The 23,228-nt window shown below is 74.6% G+C and carries 20 protein-coding genes, 1 tRNA gene and 1 pseudogene; 11 read left to right on the top strand and 11 right to left on the bottom strand.

All coding sequences use genetic code 11. The annotated features are described in order from the left end of the window. The first annotated feature begins 5 nt into the window (after positions 1-5). The 3 genes from MMF93_RS17625 to MMF93_RS17615 all read left to right on the top strand — a co-directional run bounded on the left by MMF93_RS17625 (position 6) and on the right by MMF93_RS17615 (position 2,369). On the top strand, positions 6-1,544 hold the full coding sequence (locus tag MMF93_RS17625; RefSeq protein ID WP_242752726.1) for a sensor histidine kinase: 1,539 nt from the start codon (positions 6-8) through the stop codon (positions 1,542-1,544). Further along, positions 1,537-2,175 (top strand): response regulator transcription factor, encoded by a 639-nt coding sequence (locus MMF93_RS17620; RefSeq protein ID WP_242752724.1) that lies wholly within the window; start codon positions 1,537-1,539, stop codon positions 2,173-2,175. Before MMF93_RS17625 ends, MMF93_RS17620 begins: the two co-directional genes overlap by 8 nt. A gap of 121 nt (positions 2,176-2,296) precedes the next feature. Beyond that, a tRNA-Gly gene (locus MMF93_RS17615) sits at positions 2,297-2,369 on the top strand. 97 nt (positions 2,370-2,466) lie between these two features. Here MMF93_RS17615 and MMF93_RS17610 read toward each other — a convergent pair. The 4 genes from MMF93_RS17610 to purD all read right to left on the bottom strand — a co-directional run bounded on the left by MMF93_RS17610 (position 2,467) and on the right by purD (position 9,330). Beyond that, positions 2,467-3,384, bottom strand: coding sequence for a phosphoribosylaminoimidazolesuccinocarboxamide synthase (locus tag MMF93_RS17610; RefSeq protein WP_242752722.1), 918 nt, complete (start codon positions 3,382-3,384; stop codon positions 2,467-2,469). A gap of 330 nt (positions 3,385-3,714) precedes the next feature. Next, entirely contained in the window at positions 3,715-5,313 is a 1,599-nt protein-coding gene (locus tag MMF93_RS17605; protein ID WP_242752720.1) for a N,N-dimethylformamidase beta subunit family domain-containing protein, read from the bottom strand. Positions 5,314-5,443: 130 nt separating this feature from the next. Continuing rightward, positions 5,444-7,771, bottom strand: coding sequence for a hypothetical protein (locus tag MMF93_RS17600; RefSeq protein ID WP_423835460.1), 2,328 nt, complete (start codon positions 7,769-7,771; stop codon positions 5,444-5,446). Positions 7,772-8,052: 281 nt separating this feature from the next. After that, complete coding sequence (gene purD / locus MMF93_RS17595) at positions 8,053-9,330, bottom strand: phosphoribosylamine--glycine ligase (protein WP_242752718.1); 1,278 nt, start codon at positions 9,328-9,330, stop codon at positions 8,053-8,055. A gap of 265 nt (positions 9,331-9,595) precedes the next feature. On the opposite strand from purD, the gene MMF93_RS17590 reads away from it, so the two are divergent. Further along, entirely contained in the window at positions 9,596-10,291 is a 696-nt protein-coding gene (locus tag MMF93_RS17590) for an SLATT domain-containing protein (RefSeq protein ID WP_242752716.1), read from the top strand. Between the two features lie 29 nt (positions 10,292-10,320). Here the strand turns inward: MMF93_RS17590 and MMF93_RS17585 are convergent, their stop codons facing one another. The 4 genes from MMF93_RS17585 to MMF93_RS17570 form a co-directional block, all read right to left on the bottom strand. Further along, entirely contained in the window at positions 10,321-10,980 is a 660-nt protein-coding gene (locus MMF93_RS17585) for a hypothetical protein (RefSeq protein WP_114013900.1), read from the bottom strand. 136 nt (positions 10,981-11,116) lie between these two features. Beyond that, positions 11,117-12,034, bottom strand: coding sequence for a GntR family transcriptional regulator (locus MMF93_RS17580; protein WP_242752714.1), 918 nt, complete (start codon positions 12,032-12,034; stop codon positions 11,117-11,119). Continuing rightward, positions 12,031-13,458: an aspartate aminotransferase family protein gene (locus MMF93_RS17575; protein WP_242752712.1), complete on the bottom strand. Its 1,428-nt coding sequence runs from the start codon at positions 13,456-13,458 to the stop codon at positions 12,031-12,033. The genes MMF93_RS17580 and MMF93_RS17575 overlap by 4 nt, the downstream gene beginning before the upstream one ends. A 178-nt stretch (positions 13,459-13,636) precedes the next feature. After that, positions 13,637-14,293: a hypothetical protein gene (locus tag MMF93_RS17570; RefSeq protein WP_242752710.1), complete on the bottom strand. Its 657-nt coding sequence runs from the start codon at positions 14,291-14,293 to the stop codon at positions 13,637-13,639. A 130-nt stretch (positions 14,294-14,423) separates the two neighbouring features. Between MMF93_RS17570 and MMF93_RS17565 the strand changes: the two genes are divergently transcribed. Together MMF93_RS17565 and MMF93_RS17560 are read left to right on the top strand one after the other, a co-directional pair. Beyond that, complete coding sequence (locus MMF93_RS17565) at positions 14,424-15,221, top strand: response regulator transcription factor (protein ID WP_242752708.1); 798 nt, start codon at positions 14,424-14,426, stop codon at positions 15,219-15,221. After that, positions 15,221-16,615: a sensor histidine kinase gene (locus MMF93_RS17560; RefSeq protein ID WP_242752706.1), complete on the top strand. Its 1,395-nt coding sequence runs from the start codon at positions 15,221-15,223 to the stop codon at positions 16,613-16,615. The genes MMF93_RS17565 and MMF93_RS17560 overlap by 1 nt, the downstream gene beginning before the upstream one ends. A 117-nt stretch (positions 16,616-16,732) precedes the next feature. On the opposite strand, the gene MMF93_RS17555 is transcribed toward MMF93_RS17560, so the two are convergent. Continuing rightward, positions 16,733-17,377: a LysE family translocator gene (locus tag MMF93_RS17555; protein WP_242752704.1), complete on the bottom strand. Its 645-nt coding sequence runs from the start codon at positions 17,375-17,377 to the stop codon at positions 16,733-16,735. Between the two features lie 112 nt (positions 17,378-17,489). Between MMF93_RS17555 and MMF93_RS17550 the strand changes: the two genes are divergently transcribed. After that, complete coding sequence (locus tag MMF93_RS17550) at positions 17,490-17,942, top strand: Lrp/AsnC family transcriptional regulator (RefSeq protein ID WP_242752702.1); 453 nt, start codon at positions 17,490-17,492, stop codon at positions 17,940-17,942. A gap of 13 nt (positions 17,943-17,955) precedes the next feature. On the opposite strand, the gene MMF93_RS17545 is transcribed toward MMF93_RS17550, so the two are convergent. Both MMF93_RS17545 and MMF93_RS17535 read right to left on the bottom strand, forming a co-directional pair. Next, on the bottom strand, positions 17,956-18,885 hold the full coding sequence (locus tag MMF93_RS17545; RefSeq protein WP_274709475.1) for a VTC domain-containing protein: 930 nt from the start codon (positions 18,883-18,885) through the stop codon (positions 17,956-17,958). Next, a complete protein-coding gene (locus MMF93_RS17535) occupies positions 18,885-19,631 on the bottom strand; it encodes a DUF4956 domain-containing protein (protein ID WP_242752701.1) in 747 nt (248 codons plus the stop codon). Before MMF93_RS17535 ends, MMF93_RS17545 begins: the two co-directional genes overlap by 1 nt. Before the next feature lie 146 nt (positions 19,632-19,777). On the opposite strand from MMF93_RS17535, the gene MMF93_RS17530 reads away from it, so the two are divergent. From MMF93_RS17530 to MMF93_RS17515, 4 genes and pseudogenes are all read left to right on the top strand, one after another. Beyond that, on the top strand, positions 19,778-20,362 hold the full coding sequence (locus MMF93_RS17530; protein WP_242757628.1) for a DJ-1/PfpI family protein: 585 nt from the start codon (positions 19,778-19,780) through the stop codon (positions 20,360-20,362). Between the two features lie 95 nt (positions 20,363-20,457). Continuing rightward, positions 20,458-20,940, top strand: coding sequence for a MarR family winged helix-turn-helix transcriptional regulator (locus MMF93_RS17525; RefSeq protein ID WP_423835617.1), 483 nt, complete (start codon positions 20,458-20,460; stop codon positions 20,938-20,940). Between the two features lie 185 nt (positions 20,941-21,125). Further along, a pseudogene (locus MMF93_RS17520) lies at positions 21,126-21,950 on the top strand (serine/threonine-protein kinase); the annotation flags it as partial. 443 nt (positions 21,951-22,393) lie between these two features. Next, positions 22,394-23,221 (top strand): hypothetical protein, encoded by an 828-nt coding sequence (locus MMF93_RS17515; protein ID WP_242757894.1) that lies wholly within the window; start codon positions 22,394-22,396, stop codon positions 23,219-23,221. Positions 23,222-23,228 lie beyond the last annotated feature (7 nt).

The following is a 23,228-nucleotide window of genomic DNA, read 5'->3' as shown; positions in this document are numbered from 1 at the left end:
CGTCGATGATCCGCTGGGGCCGGCAGAAGCGGCACGACTGGGAGAAGCGCAGCAGACTGGCGCAGGTCGAGATGTCGACGCGCTGGCTGCTGCTGCTGACGCCGGCCATCTACTACTTGGGGGGCATGCCCGGGTTCTTCGCCGACATCTCCCAGGACCGGCTGCCGATGTCGCTCGGCGCCACGGTGGCCGTGCTGGCGCTCGTGCAGGGCGGTCTGAGCGTACGCGGGCTGCGGGTGGCCATGGACTGCTATCTGGGCGGTGCCGAGGCGCCGCGCCGTCTGCTGGGCGCAGTGCTGGTGGTCTTCGCCCTCGAGACGGCTGTCCTCGTCGTGATGCTCGTCCGCGGTTGGGCGGGGAATGCGGCCGCGCCTGCGTTGGCGCTGTTCGCGGTCGTGCCGAGCCTTTCGGGGCTGTACGCGCTGACGGTGTCGCGGCGGCGTGCGGTGGTCGTCCCGTTGGTGGTCAGCGCCCTGGTGCTGGCCGCCTTCGCGCTGGCGGGCATGGCGTGGCCGAGCCTCCTGGGCACTTTCCTCGTACTGGTCTTCGGCAGCTTGTGCGGGGCGTTCTCGCTGCGTGGCACCGCCTGGTACCTGGCCGTGATGCGGGAGCTCGACGAGGCCAAGGAGGCGCAGTCGCGGCTCGCGGTCGCGGAGGAGCGGCTGCGTTTCAGTCGCGACCTGCACGACGTGATGGGCCGCAACCTGTCGGTCATCGCGCTCAAGAGCGAGTTGGCCACCCAGCTCGCGCGGCGGGGCGCCGACTCGGCCATCGAGCAGATGCTTCAGGTGCAGCGGCTGGCCAGGGAGTCGCAGACCGAGGTCCGGGAGGTCGTGCGCGGCTACCGCGAGGCCGGGCTGGAGACCGAACTCGCCGGTGCGCGCGGGGTCCTGCGGGCCGCCGGGGTGGACTGCCATGTCGAGTCCACGGCACCGGACATGGACCGCAGCGTGCAGTCCGCGCTGGGCTGGGTCGTCCGGGAAGGAGCCACCAACGTCCTGCGGCACGCGGACGCCGCCCGCTGCCTGATCAGGCTGACGACGGGCGGCCCGGGCACGGTGGTCCTGCTGATGGAGAACGACGGCGCCGAGCCGGGCGCCGCCGACCGCGGTTCGGGCCTCACCGGCCTCGCCGAGCGCCTCGCCGTCCTCGGCGGCACCCTGGTGCGGGCCGGGGCGGACGCCGAGGGGGTCTTCCGACTGCACGCCGAGGTCCCCCTGCACGCCGAGGATCCCGGGGAGGCCTCCGAGGGCGACGTGTCCGGCCCCGCGCACGCGGACGACGACTCCGGTTCCGCGCGCGGGGATGGTGAGGCGTCGGGCGCGGCGGCGGGCCCGGACACGGACACAAACACGAGCCAGGGCGCGAGCCCGGACAGTCACCGCCCGACCCCTGGCGAGGGGCGAAGACAGGAACAGGAACAGGAACAGGGACAGGGACAGGGACCAGGACTGGGGCAGGTGCAGGTGGACAGACCGGGTGGGTTGCTGCGGCGTGTGCTGGCCCGCGGCGGCGTGACGTCCGGAGGAGGACCGCGTGGCTGAGGAGGCCGAAGCACCGGAGGGCGGCGCCATCCGAGTGCTGCTCGCGGATGACGAGCACCTGATCCGTGGGGCGCTGGCGGCGCTGCTGGCGTTGGAGGACGACCTGACGATCGTCGCGGAGGCGGCTTCGGGGACGGAGGCGACGGCCATGGCCACCGCGCACCGCCCGGATGTGGCGGTGCTCGACCTGCAGATGCCGGGTGCGGACGGGGTGCGGGTCGCGACGACGCTGCGCGAGTCGGTGCCCGGGTGCCGGACGATGATCGTGACGAGTCACGGCAGGCCGGGGCACCTCAAACGGGCGCTGGCCGCGGGCGTACGCGGCTTCGTGCCGAAGACCGCGTCGGCCGAACAGCTCGCGGAGATCATCCGTACCGTCCACGGCGGCAACCGCTACGTGGATCCGCAGCTGGCGGCGGACGCCATCAGCGCGGGGGACTCTCCGCTGTCGGCGCGGGAGGCCGAGCTGCTGGAGCTGGCCGCGGACGGTGCGCCGGTGGCGGACATCGCGACCCGGGCGTCGCTGACCCAGGGCACCGTCCGTAACTACCTGTCGGCGGCCGCGGCGAAGCTGGGCGCGGAGAACCGGCACGCGGCGGTCCGCATGGCCCGCGAGCGGGGGTGGATCTGAGCGGCCGAGCGGAGGAGCGGCCAAGCAGCCGAGCGGCCGAGCGGAGGCCGCGGGCCCGGAAAAGTACGGCTATACTGGGCCGCGCACCACTCAGGCCCGGGCCGGGCCGAGGGTGGGGCACGCGGACGTAGCTCAGTTGGTAGAGCGCAACCTTGCCAAGGTTGAGGTCGCGAGTTCGAGCCTCGTCGTCCGCTCAGCGCAGAGAGTGCCGTGAGCGGCGCGGAGTAACGGGAGGAAGGCCCCGGTCGTCTCGACCGGGGCCTTCCTCGTGTGTCCACCGCGCTGCGCGGGTCAGCTCCAGGGCACGCCGGTGAGCCGTTCGTAGGCCTCGATGTAGCGGGCGCGGGTGGCCTCGACGACCTCGTCGGGGAGGGCGGGCGGGGGCTGCTCGCCGTTGCGGTCCCAGCCGGAGGCGGGCGAGGTGAGCCAGTCGCGGACGTACTGCTTGTCGAAGGACGGCTGCGAGCGGCCCGGCTGCCAGGTGTCGGCGGGCCAGAAGCGGGAGGAGTCGGGGGTGAGCACCTCGTCCGCGAGGGTGAGCACGGGCTCGCTGCCGGCCTCGCCCGTCTCGTCCCAGCCGAACTCGAACTTGGTGTCGGCCAGGATGATGCCGCGTTCGCGGGCGATGTCGCGGGCGCGGTCGTAGGCGGCGAGGGTGCGCTGGCGCAGTGTCGTCGCGGTCTCGGGGCCGACCTGGCGGGCCATCTCCTCGTAGCTGACGTTCTCGTCGTGCTCCCCCACCTCGGCCTTGGTGGCGGGGGTGAAGACGGAGCCGGGCAGCTCGGAGCCGTTCTCCAGACCGGGCGGCAGGGCGAGGCCGCAGACGGTCTGGTCCTTCTCGTACTCGGCCAGTCCGGAGCCTGCCAGGTAGCCGCGGGCCACGCACTCGACGGGGATCATGCGCAGCGGGCGGCACACCATCGTGCGGCCCTCCCAGTCGGCGGGGGCGCCGGCGGGTACGTCCGTGCTGAGTACGTGGTTGGGCAGCTCTTCGAGCTGTTCGAACCACCACAGGGAGAGCCGGGTGAGGACGCGGCCCTTGTCGGGGATCGCGGTGGGCAGCACCCAGTCGAACGCGGAGATCCGGTCGCTGGCGACCATCACCAGAGCGCCGTCCGCGTTCCGGTAGAGGTCGCGCACCTTGCCCGTGTGCAGGTGCACCAGGCCGGGGACCTGGGCGGCCTCGGGTTTTTCGACGAATCCCGTCACGTTCTTTCCTCCCTGGGGGCAGCCGACACGACACGGCGAGTGCCCCGATTCTCCCCTGCCACCCGGACGGCGTGCCTGTCGGGCCGACCCGGGCGGTGTCACCGGTCGAGGCGGCGTCACCGGTTCAGGGGGTGACGCCGGCCCAGGCACCGTGGTCGGCCCTGCGCCGTCGCCGGGGCAGACCCCCAGACACTGCCGCGGGCCCACAGGCACTGCCGTGGGCCCACAGACGCTGCCGCGGGCCCACAGGCACTGCCACAGCACCCCGGGTACTGCCGCGGACCCCAGGGGCCGGTGCTGCCACGGAGCAGCGCCGCGGGCCTGGACGGGTCAGTCCCGTTTGCAGATGCGGTCGAGCAGGTTGCTGGTGGCGCGTTGGACGCGTGTGTCCACGTAGCCGGGCCGGTCCAGAGCGGGCGACCAGGCGAAGGTGCCGGAGGAGAAGACGAGGGCGCCGGAGGGGGCGCGGTAGAGGGAGGTCTCCTGGTGGCGGGGGGTTTCGGCGCGGTCGCGGTAGGGGGAGTGGGCGAGGAGGATGCGGTCGGTGTGCTCGGGCAGCACGGTGCGCGGGAAGTAGCGGTCGGCCTCCCCGGCGACCAGACCGGGCAGTTCGTCGCCCTCCAGCGCGCCGGTGGACTCCCACAGCCAGTGCTCGGCGTTGCGGACGACGAGCGGGTAGGGCTCGGCGACCTGGCCCGCGTACTGGATGCCCAGCAGCGCCTGCTCGGGGTCGCCCTGCTCGCGCCAGAGCGCGGGACGCCCGGGGCCGCGCCGTTTGCGGCAGGTCAGCAGGCGGTCGGGGGCCCCGGAGGGCAGCGCGTCGAGTTCGACCTGCCAGTACATGGTGTTGGCGGAGAGGAAGACCAGCGCGGTGCCGCTGTCGCGGGCCTGTTCGGCGGCGCGGCGCATCGGCACCGTCCAGTACTCGTCGTGTCCGGGGAAGACCAGGCCCCGGTAGCGCGTGGGGTCGATGCGCCCCGCGTGCAGGTCGCGGGTGTCGGCGTAGGCCAGGTCGTAGCCGTACCGCTCGGCCCAGCGGATGAAGTCGTACGCGTGGCCGACGTGCAGCGGGAGGCCTGAGCCCGCGTAGGGGCGGTCGAACGAGACGGTCATCGCCGCCTCGCCCTCGCCCAGCAGCCGCCCGTCGTCGTCCCACGCGTGGTACAGGCTGGCGCCGGTGTGGCCGTCCTCGGGGAAGAGGTTGTAGGCCTGCCACGTCACGTCCGGCATCAGGAGCAGCAGGTCCCCCGGGTCGCGGTCGCGGACGGTGAAGGGGATGTGGGAGCGGTGCCCGTCCGCGGTGGTCAGGACGGCGACGTAGGCACCGGTGGACCAGTAGTCGGGGATCTGCAACCGCCAGGAGAGCCACCAGTGGTGGCAGGAGACGGTGCGGTCGGCGGCCATCGGCGCGGGCTGCATGATGCCGGACAGCCGCGGACTCGTCGTGATCTTGGTGGCGCCCGCACCGCCGTAGTGGCCGATGCGGTAGATGTCGACGCTGAAGTCCTGCGGCGGGTTGACGGTGATGCGGAAGTCGAGGGACTCCCCCGGCGGCGTGCCGCCCGCCACGGAGGCGAACCCCTTGATCTGGCAGCGCACGTCGTCCGCGGTGGGCGGGGCGCTGCTGGACAGGCCGCGCGTTCGGGGCTTGGGGACGGTCTGCCCACCGCCCGCCAACTCGCGGACCAGTTCGGGGGTGCGGGAGGTCTGGCCGGGTGCCTGGTCGACGCAGTCGATGTACCAGGGGACGAGGCGGCCGTTCTCGAAGTAGTTCTCACTCACCCTCAGCCAGGGCAGTGGCCCCTGGCCGAAGGGGTCGGTCACCGCGTGGGCGAGCGCTCCCGACTCCCACCGCCTCAGCTGCTGCGGCCCGGCCGCGTCCGCGGGGTGCTCGCTCGGTCCGGTCCGCTCGACCTGCTCGATCCCCATGTGCTGCTCCCTCCCCGTCGCCTCGCTCCGCCTCCGCTGTGCCGCTGTGCCGCGTGGATGACGGCGAACAGCACATCACATTACGCAAGGGTGTGGTCACCCTTCGTCGCTCAATGGCTGGAGATGATCTTCAGACGAGTCGCACGGGCTTCTCAGGGCGCACCCCGACCCTCGACAGCCAGTCCCGCAGCCCCTCCGCCTCCCCGTCCTCGACGAGCGCCAGCACCAGCCCGGCGAGCTCACCCGCGCGCTCGCCGTCCACGATCAGCGCGGGTCCGTCGAGCCAGTCCAGCCCCGGAGCGGCCCCCGCCGTGTCGACCGCGGCGCAGCAGACGGCCGCCGTGACGTGGTCGGCCAGCAACTCCCTGCCGCTGCGCGGCGGCTGGAGGGGCAGGCCCATGGGCGCCGGCGGCACCGGGGGCGCGGGACGCGGATCCCCGGCGCCGGCCGACAGCTCCGCGCCGGGGCTCGCACCGACGCCCCCGGGAGCGCGGGCAGCCTCCGCGCGCGCCACCTGAGCGGTCAGACGCGCGGCCAGCGCGTCCGTCTCCCCGGGCGCCGTGAAGCGGTCCAGCACCCGCGCGAGCGTCGGCACCGCCAGCTGAGGGCTCGCGGGGCCCTCCGGTCTCCCCTCGGGCTCGTGCTCCGGCCCACCGGGTCCGCTCGGGGCCACCGCAGCCGGGCTGACGGCCACCGGACGCTGCCCGGGCGAGGCCGTTCCCGCGGGCTGCGCGACGGGGGCGTACGGCGGGGGCGCGCCCTCCGTCCTTCCGTCCTCGGCCGGCGCCGCGGGGCCGAGCGCGTCGAGCGCGTCGAGCGCGTCGAAGAGGCTGGACGCCTCAGCCCGCCAGATGCGGTCGACGACCTCCTCGGGGTAGGCCGACCACTCCACCGGCGTCCACTCCGGCACGTTCGGACCCTCGTCCGCGGCGTCGACCGCGCCGCCACCTTGGCCGCCCCCGCCGCGCCCCGAACGGGCACCGGAACCGGTACCGGTGGCGGGCTCACCGCCAGGGGGCAGGAGGGGGTGCGGCCCCAGGAAGAGGCGGGCCGCGAGGAGGGAGACGGCGCCGTCCACGCTGCCCGGCTCCACCAGCAGATCGCACGCCGGGCGCTCCCCCAGGCGGGAGGTGAAGCCTTCGGCGAGCCGGTCGCGGCGGGAGAGCTCCGTGAGCGCGGAGACCACGCCCGCGTCCAGCCGGGTGGGCCACAGCCCCAGCCGCCAGGCCGGCAGCGCGACCCGGGTGAGCAGCCGGTCCCATCCGGCGTACGCGAGACCGACCTGCTCCTGCGCGGCCACCCGCAGCCCGTAGTCGACAGCGTGCGCCCGCTCGGCCGCCGCGGCGGCGACCCCGCGCTCCATCTCGGCGGCGTGCGGGCCCACCGAGCGCAGCAGCCGGCGTGCGAGGCGCGCGACCAGGCGGTGCACGATCCGGCGCAGCACGGCGGGCACCGGCGCCCCGGTGCCGCGGCCGGGCGGGCCAGGGCCTCCGTCGCCCGCGTGGCCGGGCCCCCACTCCCCCGCGAGGCCGGGCAGCGGTGCGTGCTCGCTTCCGGCGACCGCGGCGTCCAGGCCGCGGACGAAGCGGCGGGCGGCGGCTATGTCCGGATGCGCGGAGGGACCCGTGCCGGCGACGACGGGGGCCAGCAGGGCGCGCAGTTCGGCCACCCGCATCCACCACAGGAAGGGGGAGCCGATGACCAGGACCGGGGCGGTGCTGGTGCCGGTGCCGCGCCCCGAGCCGCCGGACGCGCCGGAGCCGCTTCTCGCCGCACCGCGGACCGACCCGGCGACGTCCGCGCCGTGGCGTGCGTCACCGCGTGCGCCCGGGTGCGCGTCACCGCGTGCAACGTGGCGCGCGTCACCGTCCGCACACTCGAACGCGGCATGCGCACCCTCGTGCGTACCGCGGCTCGCGCTCTCGTGCGGACGGCCGTTCGCTCTCTCGTGCGTACCGCCGTGTGCGCCTCGCGCGCCGTCGCCCTCCGCGCTGTGCGTGCCGGCGGGTGGCCCGTCGTGGGTACGGTCCTCCAGCCAGCTGTCGCAGTCCGGGGTCAGCGCGATCGCGGAGGGTGCCGGGACCTCGAGCCGTTCGGCCAGATCCCGGACCATGGCGTGCAGGCCGGGCGCCGCGCGCTCGTCGAGTGGCACCGTGGGGGAGTGGGCGGGGCGGCCCCGCGCGATCACCAGCCCCGCGACCGCGGCGCAGCCGAGCGCCAGCACGGCCAGGGCCGTCACCGCCCAGCGCGCGGCGTCCCAGCCGGGTGAGGGACCGAGGCCGAACTGGCCTGTCGAACGCCCCACCCACAGGATCACCGCGGCGGCCGCGGGGAGCAGGGCGAAGGCGAGCGCCGTGCTGCGCACCCGGAGCACGGCGAGGGCATGGTCGCGCGCCGAGCGCGCGACGGCGCGCCGGCCGGAACCACCGGCGAGGTTCGCACCACCGGAAGAGCTCACGTCTCACCCCCGCTCCGTTCGGGACCGCTGGGGACCGCAGCCGGAATCTCCGGCTTCTCCCCACTCTGTCACCGCGTTCTGACACCGCAATGTGCGCTGAGCCAGTCGACGGACCTCGCCCGTCCGCGGCCGCGAGGTGCCAGGTGGCGGCCTCACGGCACTTGTGCGGCACCCTAGTTGGGGCCCTGGCGGGCGTCAGCCGTACAAGGCCCTCGTCACTCGATGGAATGGCTTTGGGTAGAGCTCTTGCCCCGGAGGCCCCAGGGGTATATGCGGGCCCGTCAGTCCCCGGCGGCGGCGCGCTCGGCGGCGCGCTCGGCGATGTCCGAGCGGTGGTGCGAGCCCTCCAGCCGGACGCGGCCGACCGCCGTGTAGGCACGGGCGCGCGCCTCGCTCAGGTCCGCGCCCGTCGCGGTCACCGACAGGACGCGGCCGCCCGCGCTGCGCACGGTGCCCTCGGCGTCCGCCTGCGTGCCCGCGTGCAGGACGTAGGCCTCGGGGCCGTCCTCGCGCGCGACCTCGGCCAGGCCTTCGATGACGTCACCCTTACGGGGTGCCGCGGGGTACCCCTGCGCCGCGACCACCACGGTGACGGCGGCGCCGTCGCTCCAGCGCAGCGCGGGGAAGTCGGCGAGGGTGCCGGTGGCCGCCGCGTACAGCAGCCCGCCCAGCGGCGTACGGAGCCGCGCGAGAACCGCCTGCGTCTCCGGGTCGCCGAACCGGGCGTTGAACTCGATGACGCGCAGCCCGCGTGAGGTGAGGGCCAGGCCCGCGTACAGGAGCCCGGAGAAGGGGGTGCCGCGCCGGTGCAGTTCGCGGACGGTGGGCTCCAGGACCGACGTGGTGATCTCGTCGACGAGCTTCGGGTCGGCCCACGGCAGCGGCGAGTAGGCGCCCATGCCACCGGTGTTGGGGCCCTCGTCGGCGTCGAGGGCGCGCTTGAAGTCCTGCGCGGGCTGCAGGGGGACGACGGTCTGGCCGTCGGTCACCGCGAAGAGGGAGACCTCCGGGCCGTCCAGGAACTCCTCGATGACGACGGCGCCGCCGCAGGCCCGCGCGTGGGCGCGCGCCTGCGCGAGGTCCTCGGTCACCACGACGCCCTTGCCCGCGGCCAAGCCGTCGTCCTTGACGACGTACGGCGGGCCGAACGCCGCCAGCGCGGAGTCCGCCTCCTCGGGCGTCGTGCACACGTAGCTGCGGGCCGTCGGCACGCCCGCGTGCGCCATGACCTCCTTGGCGAACGCCTTGGAGCCCTCCAGTACGGCCGCTTGGGCCGACGGGCCGAAGACGGGGATACCGTGCGCGCGGACCGCGTCCGCGACGCCGGCCACCAGCGGTGCCTCGGGACCGACGACGACGAGGTCGGCGGCGACCTGCTCGGAGGCGGCGAGCGCGGCGACGGCCTCGCCGTCCAGCACGTCCACCGCGTGCTGGGTGGCCACTTCGCCGATCCCGGCGTTGCCCGGCGCGCAGTGCACGGCGTCGACCTCGGGGTCGAGGGAGAGCGAGCGACAGATTGCGTGTTCGCGGGCACCGCCGCCAATGACCAGAATCCTCACGCCGCCACCCTAACGGCAGCACCGACGGCACCCGCCACGGCCGTGGAAGCGCCCCGTTCGCCCGCACCACAGCTGTGGAGGGGCCCCGGCCGTGCGGTCCGTACGGGTGACGGGCCGGTGTCTTATACCCGACCGTGCGCCACTTCTGGGGGGATTTCGGCGCGGATCGTCGGCGTGGTCCCACTTCTGGCGGTAGGAAGAGCGCACCGGGCCTCGGGAAAGCGGGGTCGCCGGAGACGCCGACAAGGCAGCCGAGGGAGTGCGCGTGAAGCGGGTGAAGCAGCCGGATCTGCTGGGGAGGGGGTTCCCGTCCGGGGACTGGGACGAGCCCGCGGAACGCCTGGAGGAGCTCTACCGGTGGGTGGAGCAGGAGGCGATGCGCGTCGTCGACTGGTACCTCGCGGACCGGACACGCAAGCGCAGGTGGGCGCGGGCGCTGCGGGGCGGAGTGGTGGTCGGCACGGGGCTCGGGGCGCTGCTGCCGCTCGCCGACCTGGCGGGGCTGCCTTTACCGCATGCGAGCGCCGGATACCTGGGTTACGTGGCGCTGCTGTGCGCCGCGGGGTGCGCCCTCGCCGACCGGTGGCTGGGCATGACCTCGGGGTGGATGCGGGACGTGGCCGCCGCGCTGGCCGTGCACCGCAGGCTGGAGACGCTGCGCTACGAGTGGGCGGCGGAGAACGTGCGGGAGGTCCTCGGCCCCGCCGAGGGGACGGCGGGCGAGGCCGCCGAGCGCTCCTTGGCCGTCCTCCGCCGCTTCTCGGACGACGTCAACGAGACGCTGCGCGCCGAGACGACCGACTGGATGGTCGCCTTCCGCACCGCGGGAGCACCGCTGGCCATGAACGCCTCCGGCGGCTCCCCGGGCCCCTGGCGCACGCCGCCGCGCCGCCTTCCCCCGGCGGGACCCGGGGGAGGCGGCTGGGCCACCATGCCGCGCCAGCGGCCACCGGCCGGGTGACCGGCCGGCCGATCCGGCAGGGGTCGGGGTCAGCCGAAGACGATCATGGAGCCCTGGGCGAGGCTGCGGGTCGCGGCGGCGTGCAGGCCGAGCCACACGTGGCGCTCCCGGCCGAAGGAGGTGCCGTCCTCGTAGCCGATCGCGGCGGAGGCGGCCGGCTCGTCCAGTTCCGTGGGGCGCAGCGGTGCCGCGGGCGCCGGGGGCGGGTTGTCGGGGTCGATGCCCAGGTGCGGTGCGACCAGGTGCAGTTCGCGCAGCAGACCGTGGCTGGACCCCAGCGGCCCGCCTCCCTCCAGCAGTTCGTCGTCGCACAGCGGGGCGGGGAAGTCCACCGGGATGTAGGTGCCGGCGTGGTCGTAGTGCCACACCAGGTGCGACTGCTGCGCCGTCTGCTCGAACATCTCCAGCAGTTGCTCGTAGTCGCTGCCCAACTCGCCCACGGGCGTGACCTCCAACCCGGCGGCCAGCAGCAGGTAGGCGCGGCGCAGGTAGTGCAGTGCCTCGTAGTCGAATCCGGCGGCGGGGGCGACGTCGCCGGAGAGCCCCGGCATGTAGCCGAAGACGGGGACCGTGGGCAGTCCGGCTTCGGTGAGCACCCTGTCGTAGGTGGCGATCTCTTCGGAGAAGGGGTTGTCGGGACTGTGGCAGAGCACGTCGACGAGGGGTACCAGCCAGAGGTCACAGGCCAAGGGGCGCTCCTATACCGTCAGGGACCTGCAGTGCGCACAGCGTAGTGCTCCCCGCAGCACCGCGCCCTGCCTCTGCCGAGGCGGGATACCCGCGCGGGGCCGGCCTCAGTCGGACAGGGGCGGGCAGGGGGCGGGTTCAGGCCGGTTCTTCCGCGTCCGTGACGCCCACCTGTGCCAGCGCGTGCTGGTTGTAGGTGGCCAGGACGTCGCGGGCGGCGCGCGCGTCGCCCCGCTCGACGGCGTCGAGCAGGGCGTTGTGGCCCGACCACAGGCGGCCGCGGAGGGTGGCCTGCGCGCGCAGGACGGGGACGGCGAAGACCCAGCACTGGACGCGGAGCCGTTCGAGGAAGTCGCAGACGTAGGGGTTGCCCAGCAGGCCGCTCAGCTCGCGCCAGAAGCGCAGGTCGTAGGCGATGAGCACGTCCAGGTCCCCGGCACGTGCGGCGCGTTCCGCGGCGTCCGCGCGGCGGCGTACGGACGCGAGGACCTCGGGCCGCAGCCCGCCCAGCGCGCGGCGGGCCGCCGCGGACCCCGCGGTGGCCGGACGGCCCGCGGTGACCGGACGCCCCCCGGTGGCCCCGGCCTCGGGGCTCGCCGGTCCTGCGTCGGCGCCATCGTCGGAGCCAGCTTCGGCGCCGTCGTCGGAGTCAGCGTCAGCGTCAGCGTCGGAGTCAGCGTCGGCGCCGTCGTCAGGGTCTGCGTCGGCGTCGGTCTCGGCGCCGGCATCCGTGTCGCCGGGGCGCGGGCCGGGCGGCGGCTGGGCGGTGGGGGCGCGGTGGAAGAGGCCGTCCACGACCAGTTGCCGTGCCTCGCACATCGCCCGGTAGTCGGCGAGCGTGAACTCGTGGACGCGGAAGCCGCGGTGCTGTTCGACGTCGAGCAGCCCCTGCGCCGCGAGATCGACCAGCGCCTCGCGTACGGGTGTCGCGGAGACGCCGTACTGCTCGGCGATCTCCTTGACCGTGAAGTCGCGGCCCGTGGCGAGCCGTCCGGCCAGGATCTCGTCGCGCAGCGCGGCGGCGATCTGCGAGCGCAGGGTGCTGCGTCGTATCACGCGCCCGTGCCCCCGGAGGCGGCGGTGGTGTGGGCGTCGGCCGCGGTCAGGGCCTCGTCCAGCACCTGGAGACCCTCCTTGAGTTCGGCCTCGGTGATGGTGCACGGCGGCACCACGTGGGTGCGGTTCATGTTGACGAAGGGCCACAGGCCGCCGCGCTTGGCGGCGGCGGCGAAGTCGGCCATGGGGGCGTTGTCCGCCCCGGTGGCGTTGTAGGGGACGAGCGGTTCGCGGGTCTCCTGGTCGCGCACCAGGTCGAGCGCCCAGAACACGCCGGTGCCGCGCACCTCGCCGATGGAGGGGTGGCGCGCGGCCATGTCGCGCAGTGCGGGGCCGATGACGTTCTCGCCGAGGTGGGCGGCGTGCTCGACGATGCCCTCCTCGGCCATCACCTGCAGGGTGGCGACGGCGGCGCCGCAGGCGAGCGGGTGTCCCGAGTAGGTGAGGCCACCGGGGTAGGGCCGGTTCTCGAACGTCGCGGCGATCTTCTCGGAGATGGCGACGCCGCCGAGCGGCACGTAGCCGGAGTTGACGCCCTTGGCGAAGGTCATCAGGTCCGGTACGGCGTCGTAGAGGTCGGCGGCGAACCAGGTGCCGGTGCGGCCGAATCCGGCCATCACCTCGTCGAGGACGAAGACGAGGCCGTACTTGTCGCAGAGCGCGCGGACACCGGCCAGGTAGCCGGGCGGCGGCATCATGATCCCGGCGGTGCCGGGGATGGTCTCCAGGATGACGGCGGCGACGGTGTGCGGGCCCTCGTAGACGAGCGTCTGCTCCAGGTGGGCCAGCGCGCGCTCGCACTCCTGTTCCTCGGTCTGAGCGTAGAACTGCGTGCGGTACAGGTGCGGCGCGTGGAAGTGGACGACCCCGGCGGTGCCGGTGTCGGACGCCCAGCGGCGCGGGTCACCTGTGAGGTTGATCGCCTGCTCGGTGCCGCCGTGGTACGAGCGGTAGGCGGACAGCACCTTGGGCCTGCCGGTGTGGACGCGGGCCATGCGGATCGCGTGCTCGACGGCGTCGGCGCCGCCGTTGGTGAAGAAGATCTTGTCGAGGTCGCCGGGCGTCCGCTCGGCGATCAGCCGGGCCGCCTCCGAGCGGGCCTCGATCGCGAAGGCCGGTGCGAAGGTGCACATCTTCGCCGCCTGCTCCTGGATCGCCGCGACGACCTTGGGGTGCGCGTAGCCGATGTTGGTGAAGACGAGCCCGCTGGTGAAGTCGAGGTACCGCTTCCCCTCGTAGTCCCAGAAGGAGGAGCCCTCCGCGCCCGCGATCGCCGGCGGGTCGATCTGCCCCTGGGCCGACCAGGAGTGGAACACGTGCGCCCGGTCGGTGGCGTGCACGGCCCGGCCTGCCGCCGGGTCGGGCGGTGCGGGGACGGCGGCGCCGCCGGAGGTGGCTTGGGAGGAGGAGTGGTGCGTCGTCACGATCGGTACCTCGGTTCGCTCGCGTGTTGCGGGAGGACCCCCCATGAGGGTGACAGCCAGCGTAGTGTCGCCCGCCTCACCTGCGTGCGCGAGGGCGCGGACCTGAGAGGACGGGTGGACGGCCGGACGGCGCCCCGCGCCCGGCGCCCGGCGCCCCGCGCCCGGCGCGGGGACGGCGTCAGTCGTCGTCCGCGTCGTTCCCGTCGTCCCCGTCGTCCGCTTCCTTCCCGACCGTGGCGTGGGGTCTCCCGTCGGCGCAGCGGAGGCTGACGAGGAGATCGCTCGCGTCGTCGTCGGCGGGTTCGAGCTCGACGGTGGCCGTCCTGGCCGGTCCCGGCTCGACGTCGTCGGCGCTGTAGCCCTCCGCGGGGGTCCAGCTCAGCAGCTTGACGGTGCGCGCGTCGGTGCGGCACTGGGCGAGCGCGGTGCCCAGTCCTTCGGGGAAGCGCACGGTGCGGGTGACGGGGGACGCGGAGCGGGAGGGCGACGCGGTCGGGCCCCGGTGGGGCTGCGAGGGCGGGGCGGAGGAAGGCGTGGAGTGCGAGGACGAGGCGCCGGGGTCCGGGGTGGCGGAGCCGGCCCGCTGCCGGGCCTGGGTCAACTCGTGCCGCACGCCGTCGTCGGAGAGCGGTTCCGGGCGGCTGTACTGGCCACCGGGGTCGGCATGCGAGAAGGACCACGCACCGAGCAGGAAGGCCGCGGCGACCGCGCACAGCCATCCGGCCGCGGCCAGGCGGCGGCGACGCCTCTCGCTCCGGGTGTCGGTGGGCGTGCGGGTCAGGGCCGGGGCCGCGGCCGGATCCCGCTGCTGCTCGTCGTCCGCCTCGTCGTTCACCCTCGCAGTCTGCCGTTCCCTTTCCTAACGCCGCGTTAAGGAATGGACAATCCGGCTGCGGGCCAGTACAAGCCGTACGGGCACCGGCCCCCGCCGGGGCCGTCCCGATCCCGGTGGCTAATGTTCGTGTATGGCGCATCTACTTGTCGTCGAGGACGACCCCCAGCTCCGCGCGGCCCTCGTCAGGGCGCTGCGCGACCGCGGGCACGCCGTCGCGACGGCCTCTTCCGGCATGGCCGGGCTCGACGCGGCCGTCACACACCGGCCCGACCTGGTCGTGCTGGACCTGGGGCTGCCGGACGTCGACGGCGGCCAGGTCCTGCGGATGCTGCGCTCCGTCAGTGACGTGCCGGTCATCGTCGCCACGGCGCGCGACGACGAACCCGAGATCGTCGCGGCGCTGGAGGACGGCGCCGACGACTACCTCGTCAAACCGTTCGGCTCCGGGCAGCTGGACGCCCGCATCAAGGCCGTGCTGCGGCGGCTCGGCAGCGGCGACCCCGACGAGCCCGAGCCGCCCGTCGAGGTCGGCGGGCTGCGGGTCGCGCCGTCCGCCCGCGAGGTGACGCTGGACGGCGAACCGCTGGAGCTGACACCGCGCGAGTTCGACCTGCTGTGCTACCTGGCACGGCGGCAGGGCCAGGTGATATCGCGGCGCGAGCTGCTGGCCGAGGTGTGGCAGCAGCCGCTGGGCGGAGCCGACAAGACGGTGGACGTCCACCTGTCCTGGCTGCGCAGGAAGCTGGGCGAGACCGCCCACAGACCCCGCTACCTGCACACCGTACGAACGGTGGGGGTGAAGCTCGCCGCCCCCGAAGGCGCGGAAACCGCCGAACGCGCGGAAACCGCCGAAGGCGCCGCGAGCCCGCACGGCCTCCAGGACCCGAACGACGCCGACGCCGACGCCGACGCCGGCGACCGCGGCTGATGCGCCGCCAGCTCCTCGCGCTCATCGGCACGACCACGGCCGTCGTCCTCGCCGTCCTGCTCGTGCCCCTCGCCCTGCTCGTCCGCAGCCACGCCGAGGACCGGGCCATGACGGACGCGACCGAGCGGGCGCAGTCCGTGGCGGCGGTGGTCGGAGGCTCGCTGGGCAGAGGGGGCCGCAGCGGGCGCGAGGTCGTCGCCGGGGTGCTCGACGGGCTCAACGGCGAGGAACAGCCGCGCACCAGTGTCGTCCTCGCGGACGACACGGTGCTCGGGCCGCGCCCCGTCGGGGTCAGCGACGACGCGCTGGCGCTCGCCCGGCACGGCCGTGCCTTCACCTACGCGCCCGGGCAGGCGCGAGGGGGCGGCCGGGTCGTGCTGGTGCCGGTGCTCGGCGCCCAGGGCGGGGGCGCGGGCGCGTCATCCGGCGCGGGCAAGGGGGCGGACGCCGGTGGCCGCTCCGCGACCGTCGTCCAGGTCTCCGTCGGCGAGGACCGGCTGCACGCGGGCGTCCTGCCCTCGTGGCTCGCCGTCTTCGGGCTCGGCGTGGCGCTGATGCTCCTCGGGCTCGCCTTCGCGGACCGGCTGGCCGCACGCATCGTCCGCGCCACCCGGCAGCTCGCGACCGTCTCCGACCGGCTGGCCGCCGGTGAGCTGACCGCCCGCGCCGAACCTGTGGGCCCTCGCGAACTGCGCCAGCTCGCCGGGCGTCTCAACGAGTTGGGCGAGCGCATCGACGGTCTGGTCACCGCCGAACGCGAACGCGGCGCCGACCTCGCGCACCGCCTGCGCACGCCCGTCGCCGCGCTGCGGCTCGACGCGGAAGGGCTGCGCGATCCGGACGAGGCCGCCCGGATCGGCGACTCGGTCGCCGCACTGGAGCGCAGCGTCGACAGCGTCATCCGCACGGCAAGGCGGGCCGGTGCCGCTCCCGGCAGCCGGCGGTGCGACCTGGCCGAACTCGTGCGGGAGCGCGCCGCGTTCTGGGTGCCGCTCGCCGAGGACCAGGGGCGCGCGGTCACCGTCCTCGCGCCCCGCCCCGCTCTCGTGCGGGTGTCGGCGGAGGATCTGACCGCCGTCCTGGACACGCTGATCGGCAACGTCCTCGACCACACGCCCGAGGGCACCGGACTGTGGCTCACGGTCGCGGCCGGGGCCGACGGCGCCTTCGGCGTTCTCACTGTCGAGGACGACGGCCCGGGGTTCGCCGCCGGCGGCGAGGACGCCGCGGACGTGGGCGCGCGCGGGACGAGCGGGGCGGGCTCGACGGGCCTGGGCCTCGACATCGCCCGCACGACGGCGGAGGACTCGGGCGGCGGCGTCACGCTGGGAACCTCACCCGACCACGGCGGCGCGTCGGTGACCTGCCGCTTCGGCGCCGCGACCCGCCCGTGAACCGGCTCGGCACCAGACGTTGGCCCCCGCACGGGACGTGGCCCCGCACGGGACGTGGCCCAGCGCGGAGTGTGGCCCCACGCCGAATCCGGTGCGGGTTCCGCACCGGATTCCGGCTCAGTGCGGGATCTGCTCCACCAGCAGCACGCCGCCGAGCACGATCATCGCGGCCCCGGAGAGCCGGGTGATCAGCCGAGCCGCCGTCGGCCGGGCCCGCAGCACCGTACGGGCGAGCGAGCCGACGCCGAGGTAGACGGCCCCGGCCGTGCACATGTGCAGCAGCCCCAGCAGCCCGATCTGCAACGCGAGCGGCCAGTTGCCGTGCTGGTCGGCGAACTGGGGCAGGAGCGCCACGTACAGCAGCAGCGCCTTGGGGTTGAGGCCGCTGACTCCGGCGCCCTTGAGCACGCGCGAGCGCGCCAGGGGTCCGCTGGGAACGCCGGCGTCCGCTGCGCCGTCACCCGCGCCCGGGGCCCCGGCGTCCTTCGCCCCGATCAGCGTCGTCACCCCGAGCCAGACGAGGTAGCCGGCGCCCAGCACGGTCAGCGCGGTCAGCACGCCGGGGGTCTGCGCCACCACCGCGGCCACCCCCGCCACGACGACGGCCGTGAGTCCCACGTATCCGAGCATCAGTCCGCCGACCGCGGGGACCACGGACCGGTCGCGCAGGCCTGAGGTGATCGCGTACGCCCAGTCCGCTCCCGGAACGAGGACCAGGAGGAAGGAGACGGCGGCGAAGGCGGCTATGGAGCTGGCGGCCATGGGGACGGTTCTTCCTCTCGAACGGGTGCGGAGAGAAAGAATACGAAGAAATGCCCCAAAGGTGTTCCCTCACCGAGTCGCTCAGCCGCCGCTCAGTGGAAGAATCTTCCCCATGGACGACATGGACCGGCAGATTCTTGCCGAGCTACAGGCCGACGGCCGTCTGACCGTGACGGAGCTGGCGGCACGGGTCGGGCTGAGCCTCTCCCCGTGCCACCGCAGGCTGCGCGAACTGGAGCGCGGCGGAGCGATCCGCGGCTACCGGGCCGTGGTCGACGCCGCGGCCGTCGGCCTCACCTTCGACGCCCTCGTCTTCGTCACGATGCGCCAGGAGGACCGCACCACCATCTCCGCCTTCGAACAGGCCCTCTCCGACCTCCCCCAGGTCATCCAGGCCCAGCGCCTCTTCGGCGACCCCGACTACCTGCTGCGCGTCGTCACCGCCGACCTCGCCGCCTTCCAGCGCCTCTACGACGAGAGACTCGCCACGCTCCCCGGCGTCCAGCGCCTGAGCTCGACCCTCGTGATGAAACACGTCGTCCACGCACGCCCGCTGCCCGCCTGAGAGCTTCCCTGCCTCACGGCACGGCCGGGGCGGCCCCTGCCGCCGGAAGCGTCTCCCCCCGGAACGTCCCCGTCGGGAACGTCTCCCCCGGGAACGTCTCCTTCAGCGACCGCAGCCACCGATTCGCCGGGAGGGCCGGGTCGAGGGCCGCCAGGGAGGCGTACTTGGTGAAGTCCGCGGCGCGCAGGCCATGCTCGTGCAGGAGGAGGTCGGCCTCCGTGAGGTGGCCGTGCGACTTGGTCTCGACGAGGAGGAGGTCGCGGGCGCCGTGCACCTCGTTGCCGTCGGCGTCGCGGCAGACCATGGCCGCGTCGGCGGTGATGCGCTGCCCCTCGGCCACGAAGGTGGCGCGGGTGTAGTCGGTGACCAGGCTGGGCGTCAGGTCCCCCGGGATCTCGAAGTCGGAGCCGTAGGCGTCCTGGAGCGTACGGGCGAGGAAGGCGCGGGAGGCGTCCTCCAGCGCGGGGGCGCGCTCGGCGAGGCGGCGGCGGTACTTGAGCGTCTGGCCGCGCCCGCCCTTGACCTTGATCTCGAACTGCCGCTCGCCGGTGTCCTGGTACAGCCGCTCGCGGATCTTGCAGCGCCTGCGGTGGCCCCGCCGGTGGTCGTGGTAGGCCCGCAGACCGGGCGTGTCGTAGTAGACCGAGTGGTAGCGGAACCAGCGCCGGCCGCCGATGGACAGGGCGCGGAAGGGCTCGTCGCGGTGCGGGTCGGTCAGGTGCGCCGCGATGTCCTGGAAGGTGGCGGCCCGCACCAGGTAGCAGCGGTCGTACCTGTCCAGCAGCCGGGCGCGCTCGTTGACGGCGTCGAGGCCTATGGGGTGCGCGGCCAGCGCGGCGCGGGCGAGCGCGCGGACGGACGGGGCGACGCGGGCGCGGCCCGAGCAGGCCGGGGCGGCGGCGTGGGGCGCGTGGGGTCCTGCGGGGGTGGTGAGCGCGGACATCAGGCGGTCTCCCTCGGGTGAGCGGCAGTGGCAGGCGGGTGCGGGAACGTCGCAGGGGTGTCGCTGTCGCCGACGGCTCCGGGCGGTGCGACGCTCGCGTGGTGGCCACGCGGGCCGGCCTCACCGGAGGCGCTGTCGCGGTGACGAGCGGGGGCCGTCGTTCGTTCCCGTTCCCGTCCCGCCGGGACGGCAACCTCGCGGTACCGCACGTCCAGGACGGTCAGGTCGCGCACGTAGTCGACCTCGCTGACCTTCCACGCCAGCGGTTCGCCCAGCCGTGCGCGGACGTGGGCGCGGACGCCGTCGGGGTCGGTGACGGCCGCGTCGAGCGTGACGACGGTGCGCCGCGTACGGGCGAACAGCCGCGGGTGGTCGACGGCGTACAGGACGGCAACCGGCAGCAGGCACAGGACGACGGCGAGGCCGAACGGCAGGTGGGGCAGGCCCGCGACGAGGCCGATGACGAGCGTGGTGAAGTAGTAGGCCACCTCCTCGTGCCGGATGGACTCCGAGCGCAGCCGGATCATCGACAGCACGCCGAAGAGCCCGAAGCCCAGCGCCATGCCGCCGTCGCCGCCGACCCGGGCGAGCGCCGCGACGACGGCGAAGAGGGCGACGTTGAGCGCGAGGTAGGCGGGGAGCAGGTCGCGCCGCCGGTGCCTGGGGAAGTACACCGCGAACGTCAGCACGGCCACCGCCGCGAGATCGAGCGCGAGGTGGCCGAGGAACTGGCTGAGCGAATCCATGCCGGTGAACGTACGGACGGGTGGGTTAAAACGGCTTCCTCGCGACGTTAAGGATCAGGGGTCCGCCCACCACAGCGGATTCTTGACAGCATGCTGACATGACGACAGCATGCTGTCATCCCTACGGAGCGCCCGCGGAGGCCGCCATGACCGTCCACCTCGCCGTGTACGACACCCTCGCCGACTGGGAGTACGGCCACGCCGTCGCCCACCTCCCGGGCGAGGTGCGCACCGTCGCCCTCAGCAGCGCTCCCGTGGTGACCAGGGGCGGGCTGCGCGTGCAGCCCGACATGACCCTCGACACCCTCCGCCCGGCCGACAGCAGGCTGCTGATCCTGCCCGGGGCCGACGGCTGGAGCGGCGGCGAGCTGGCCGACTTCGCCTACACGGCACGGGAGTTCCTGCACGAGGGCGTGCCCGTCGCCGCGATCTGCGGAGCGGTCCTCGGACTCGCCGACGAGGGACTGCTCGACGAACGGGCGCACACCAGCGCGGCACCCGAGTTCCTCCAGGCGGCCAACGGCTACCGGGGCGCGGCCCACTACCGCGACGCCGACGCCGTCACCGACGGCGACCTGATCACCGCGGGACCGACCGAACCCGTCGCCTTCGCCCGGGAGATCCTCACCCGCCTGGGCACCTTCGACGCGCCCGTCGTGGACGCCTTCTTCCGGCTGTACCAGCACTCGGACCCCGAGGCGTACGCCGTCTTCGCGGCGGCGCAGGCGTGAGCGGCGGCGCAGGCGTGAGCGGCGGCGCAGGCGTGAGCGGCGGCCGGGGTGCGGGCGACGGCGAAGGCGCGGGCGACGGCGGCGAGGCCGAAGGCGTGAGCGCGACCCCCCGTGAGGCGGAGCCGCCGGGCAGGACCGCGGTGGAGTTGCTGAGCGACACCGCGCCGGCCGTCTTCCGGCTCAACGGCCAGTTCCTCGCCGTCTCCGAAGTGATCGCCCGCCCGGCGGGGCTGACCGCGGCGTGGTGGCAGGTCCTCGGCGCCGTCCTGCGTGAACCGCTCCCCGTCTCCTCCATAGCCCGGGCCATGGGCCTCACCCGGCAGAGCGTCCAACGCGTCGCCGACCTCCTGGTCGAGCGCCGGCTCGCCGCCTACGAACCCAACCCGGCCCACCGCCGCGCCAAGCTCCTCACCCCCACGGCGGAGGGCCGCGCCGCCGTCGCCCGCACCGCGCACGGACACCGGGAGCTGGCCGAAGGCCTGTGCGAGGCACTCGGCGGCGAGGCCGAGTTCGCCCGCGTCGCCGAGGCGCTGCGGCGGCTCTCGGAGGCGATGGAAGCCCTCCCTGTGAGACGGTGAGCCCCGCAGGGCTCGACGCGAGCCCGCGCGTGGCCCGCCACATCAAAGCGAAGCCCATCGGCAGCCCGGCCGTGACCTTCGTGGGCGAGAGTGAAGTCGGAGACGACCAGCCACAGACGGACGGCCGTTGGTCACGGCGACCCATCGGTCACGACGACCTATCAGTTACAGGGGGCGGGCGGCGTATGGCGGACCTGTTGCCACAGGACCCGGTCGGCATCGGCGGCTACCGGCTGTTGAGAAGACTGGGTGCGGGCGGCATGGGCCGGGTGTACCTGGGGCGCTCGTCCGGAGGCCGCACCGTGGCCGTCAAGCTGGTGAAGTCCGAACTGGCGGCCGACCCCTCCTTCCGCGCCAGGTTCCGCCTGGAGGTCGAGGCCGCGCGGCGGGTCGGCGCCCGGTGGACGGCGCCCGTGCTGGACGCCGACACCGAGGCGGACACCCCCTGGGTGGCGACCGGCTACATCGCCGGGCCCGGCCTCGACCAGGTGGTCTCCGCCGGAGCGCAGGAGGGCTCGCCGGAACCGGCCCGGCAGGGGCACGGGCCGCTGCCGCACGGGTCCGTCCGCGTCCTGGCCTACGGGCTGGCCTCCGCGCTGCTCGACATCCACGGTGTGGGCATCGTCCACCGCGACCTGAAACCCTCGAACGTCCTGCTGACGATCGACGGCCCCCGGGTGATCGACTTCGGGATCGCGCGCGCCCTGGACGAGGTGCCCGAGTCGACCCTGACCAGCACGGGCATGGTCGTCGGCTCCCCCAGCTTCATGTCGCCCGAGCAGATCACCGGCGGCCGGCTCAGCCCGGCCAGCGACGTGTTCTGCCTGGGCGCCGTCCTGGCCTACGCGGCGACGGGACGCCCGCCCTTCGGCGCGAGCGGCGGTGCGGGCGGGGTGCACGCGGTGATGTTCCGTATCGCCTCCGAGGAGCCCGACCTGGCGGGCCTGGGCCAGGGCGGCGGCCCGGGTGAGGGTCCGGCGGGTGACGGCGCGCGGCTCAGGGAGCTGATCGCCGACTGCCTCGCCAAGGACCCTGCCGCCCGGCCGGCCCCCGAGGAGATCGTCTCCCGGGTGCAGCCGGTGGCGGTCGGCGCCTCGGCGCCGCCGTGGCTGCCCGCCGGGCTGCTGGCCGAACTGGGCCGGGAGGCCGTGCGGTTGCTGGACACGGACACGCCGCCGACCGGCTCGGGCGTGCACGGCGGCGGCGCGCCGGACCCGGCAGCGGCGCCGGAGCCGCCGTCGGGCCCGGAGGGCCGGGGTGCGGTCCCCACGGGCACGGACCCGGTCACCGGCCCGGAGCCGGTCACCGGCACGGAGCAGGTCGCCGGCACGGAGCAGGTCGCCGGCACAGGCGCGGTGGCGCGGCCCGCCGCAGCGGGCCGCAGGCCGCTGAGCCGGAGACGTCCGTACTGCCGCAGGCGGGTCGCACGGGCGGGGGCGCGCCGCCCCGTCGCGTGCGGCGCGGGCGCCGCGTGCTGGTCGGCGCCGCCGCGGCACTCGTCCTGGCGGGGGCGGGGATCGCCGCCGCGAGCGCCGGGCTCGGATCGTCCGACAGCGGCGGCCGGGGCGGCGGCGACCGGGCGGCCTTCGAGGTTCCCGACGCCTACCTGGGCACCTGGGTCGGCGCCGTCGAACGGGACGGGAAGCCCAACGGCCAGCACCGCCGCTTCCACATCACCAGGGGCAAGGAGGGCGAGGTCGTCGCCAACAGCACCAGCCTGGGCACCGACTACGAGTGCAAGAGCGACGGCAAACTCGCCAAGGCGGCCTCCGCGCAGGGCGGCGCCGACGGCGGTGACGAGGCGGGCATCCGGCTGGACACCAAGGTGGTCAAGAGCGTTCCCGAGGGGCGCTGTTCGGCGATCGGCGTCCACACGCTGAAGGCCGCCTCGGACGGCACGCTGCGGTGGCGGGCCGCGGGCCGTACCGCGACGCTGCACAAGGTCGCCACCCCCGAGCGGGTCCCCGAGGACCTGATCGGCAAGTGGGGCAGGCCGCTGTCCGACGGCGGCACCCAGACGCTGACCATCAGCGCCGACGACTCCGAGGACCGCGGCCTGAGCATGGTCTCCGAGGGCGCGGAGCACTGCGAGGCGCGAGTGGACCTCTTCGCCGTGGGCGACGAGCGGGGGCCGACCCGCATCGGACCCCCCGACGTGGACCGCTCCGCGTCGCGCGGCGCCTGCGAGGTCGGCGACTCCTCCACCCTGCGCGTCGAGGGCGGCTCCCTGCTCCGCGAGTTCCCCCAAGGCGTGATCATGCGTTACGTACGGCAGGGCTGACCGGCCC

It is taken from the genome of Streptomyces tubbatahanensis (assembly GCF_022699385.1).
GTDB lineage: Bacteria > Actinomycetota > Actinomycetes > Streptomycetales > Streptomycetaceae > Streptomyces > Streptomyces diacarni.
Note: the sequence above shows the minus strand (reverse complement) of the source record. Positions and strands in the feature narration are given on the sequence as shown.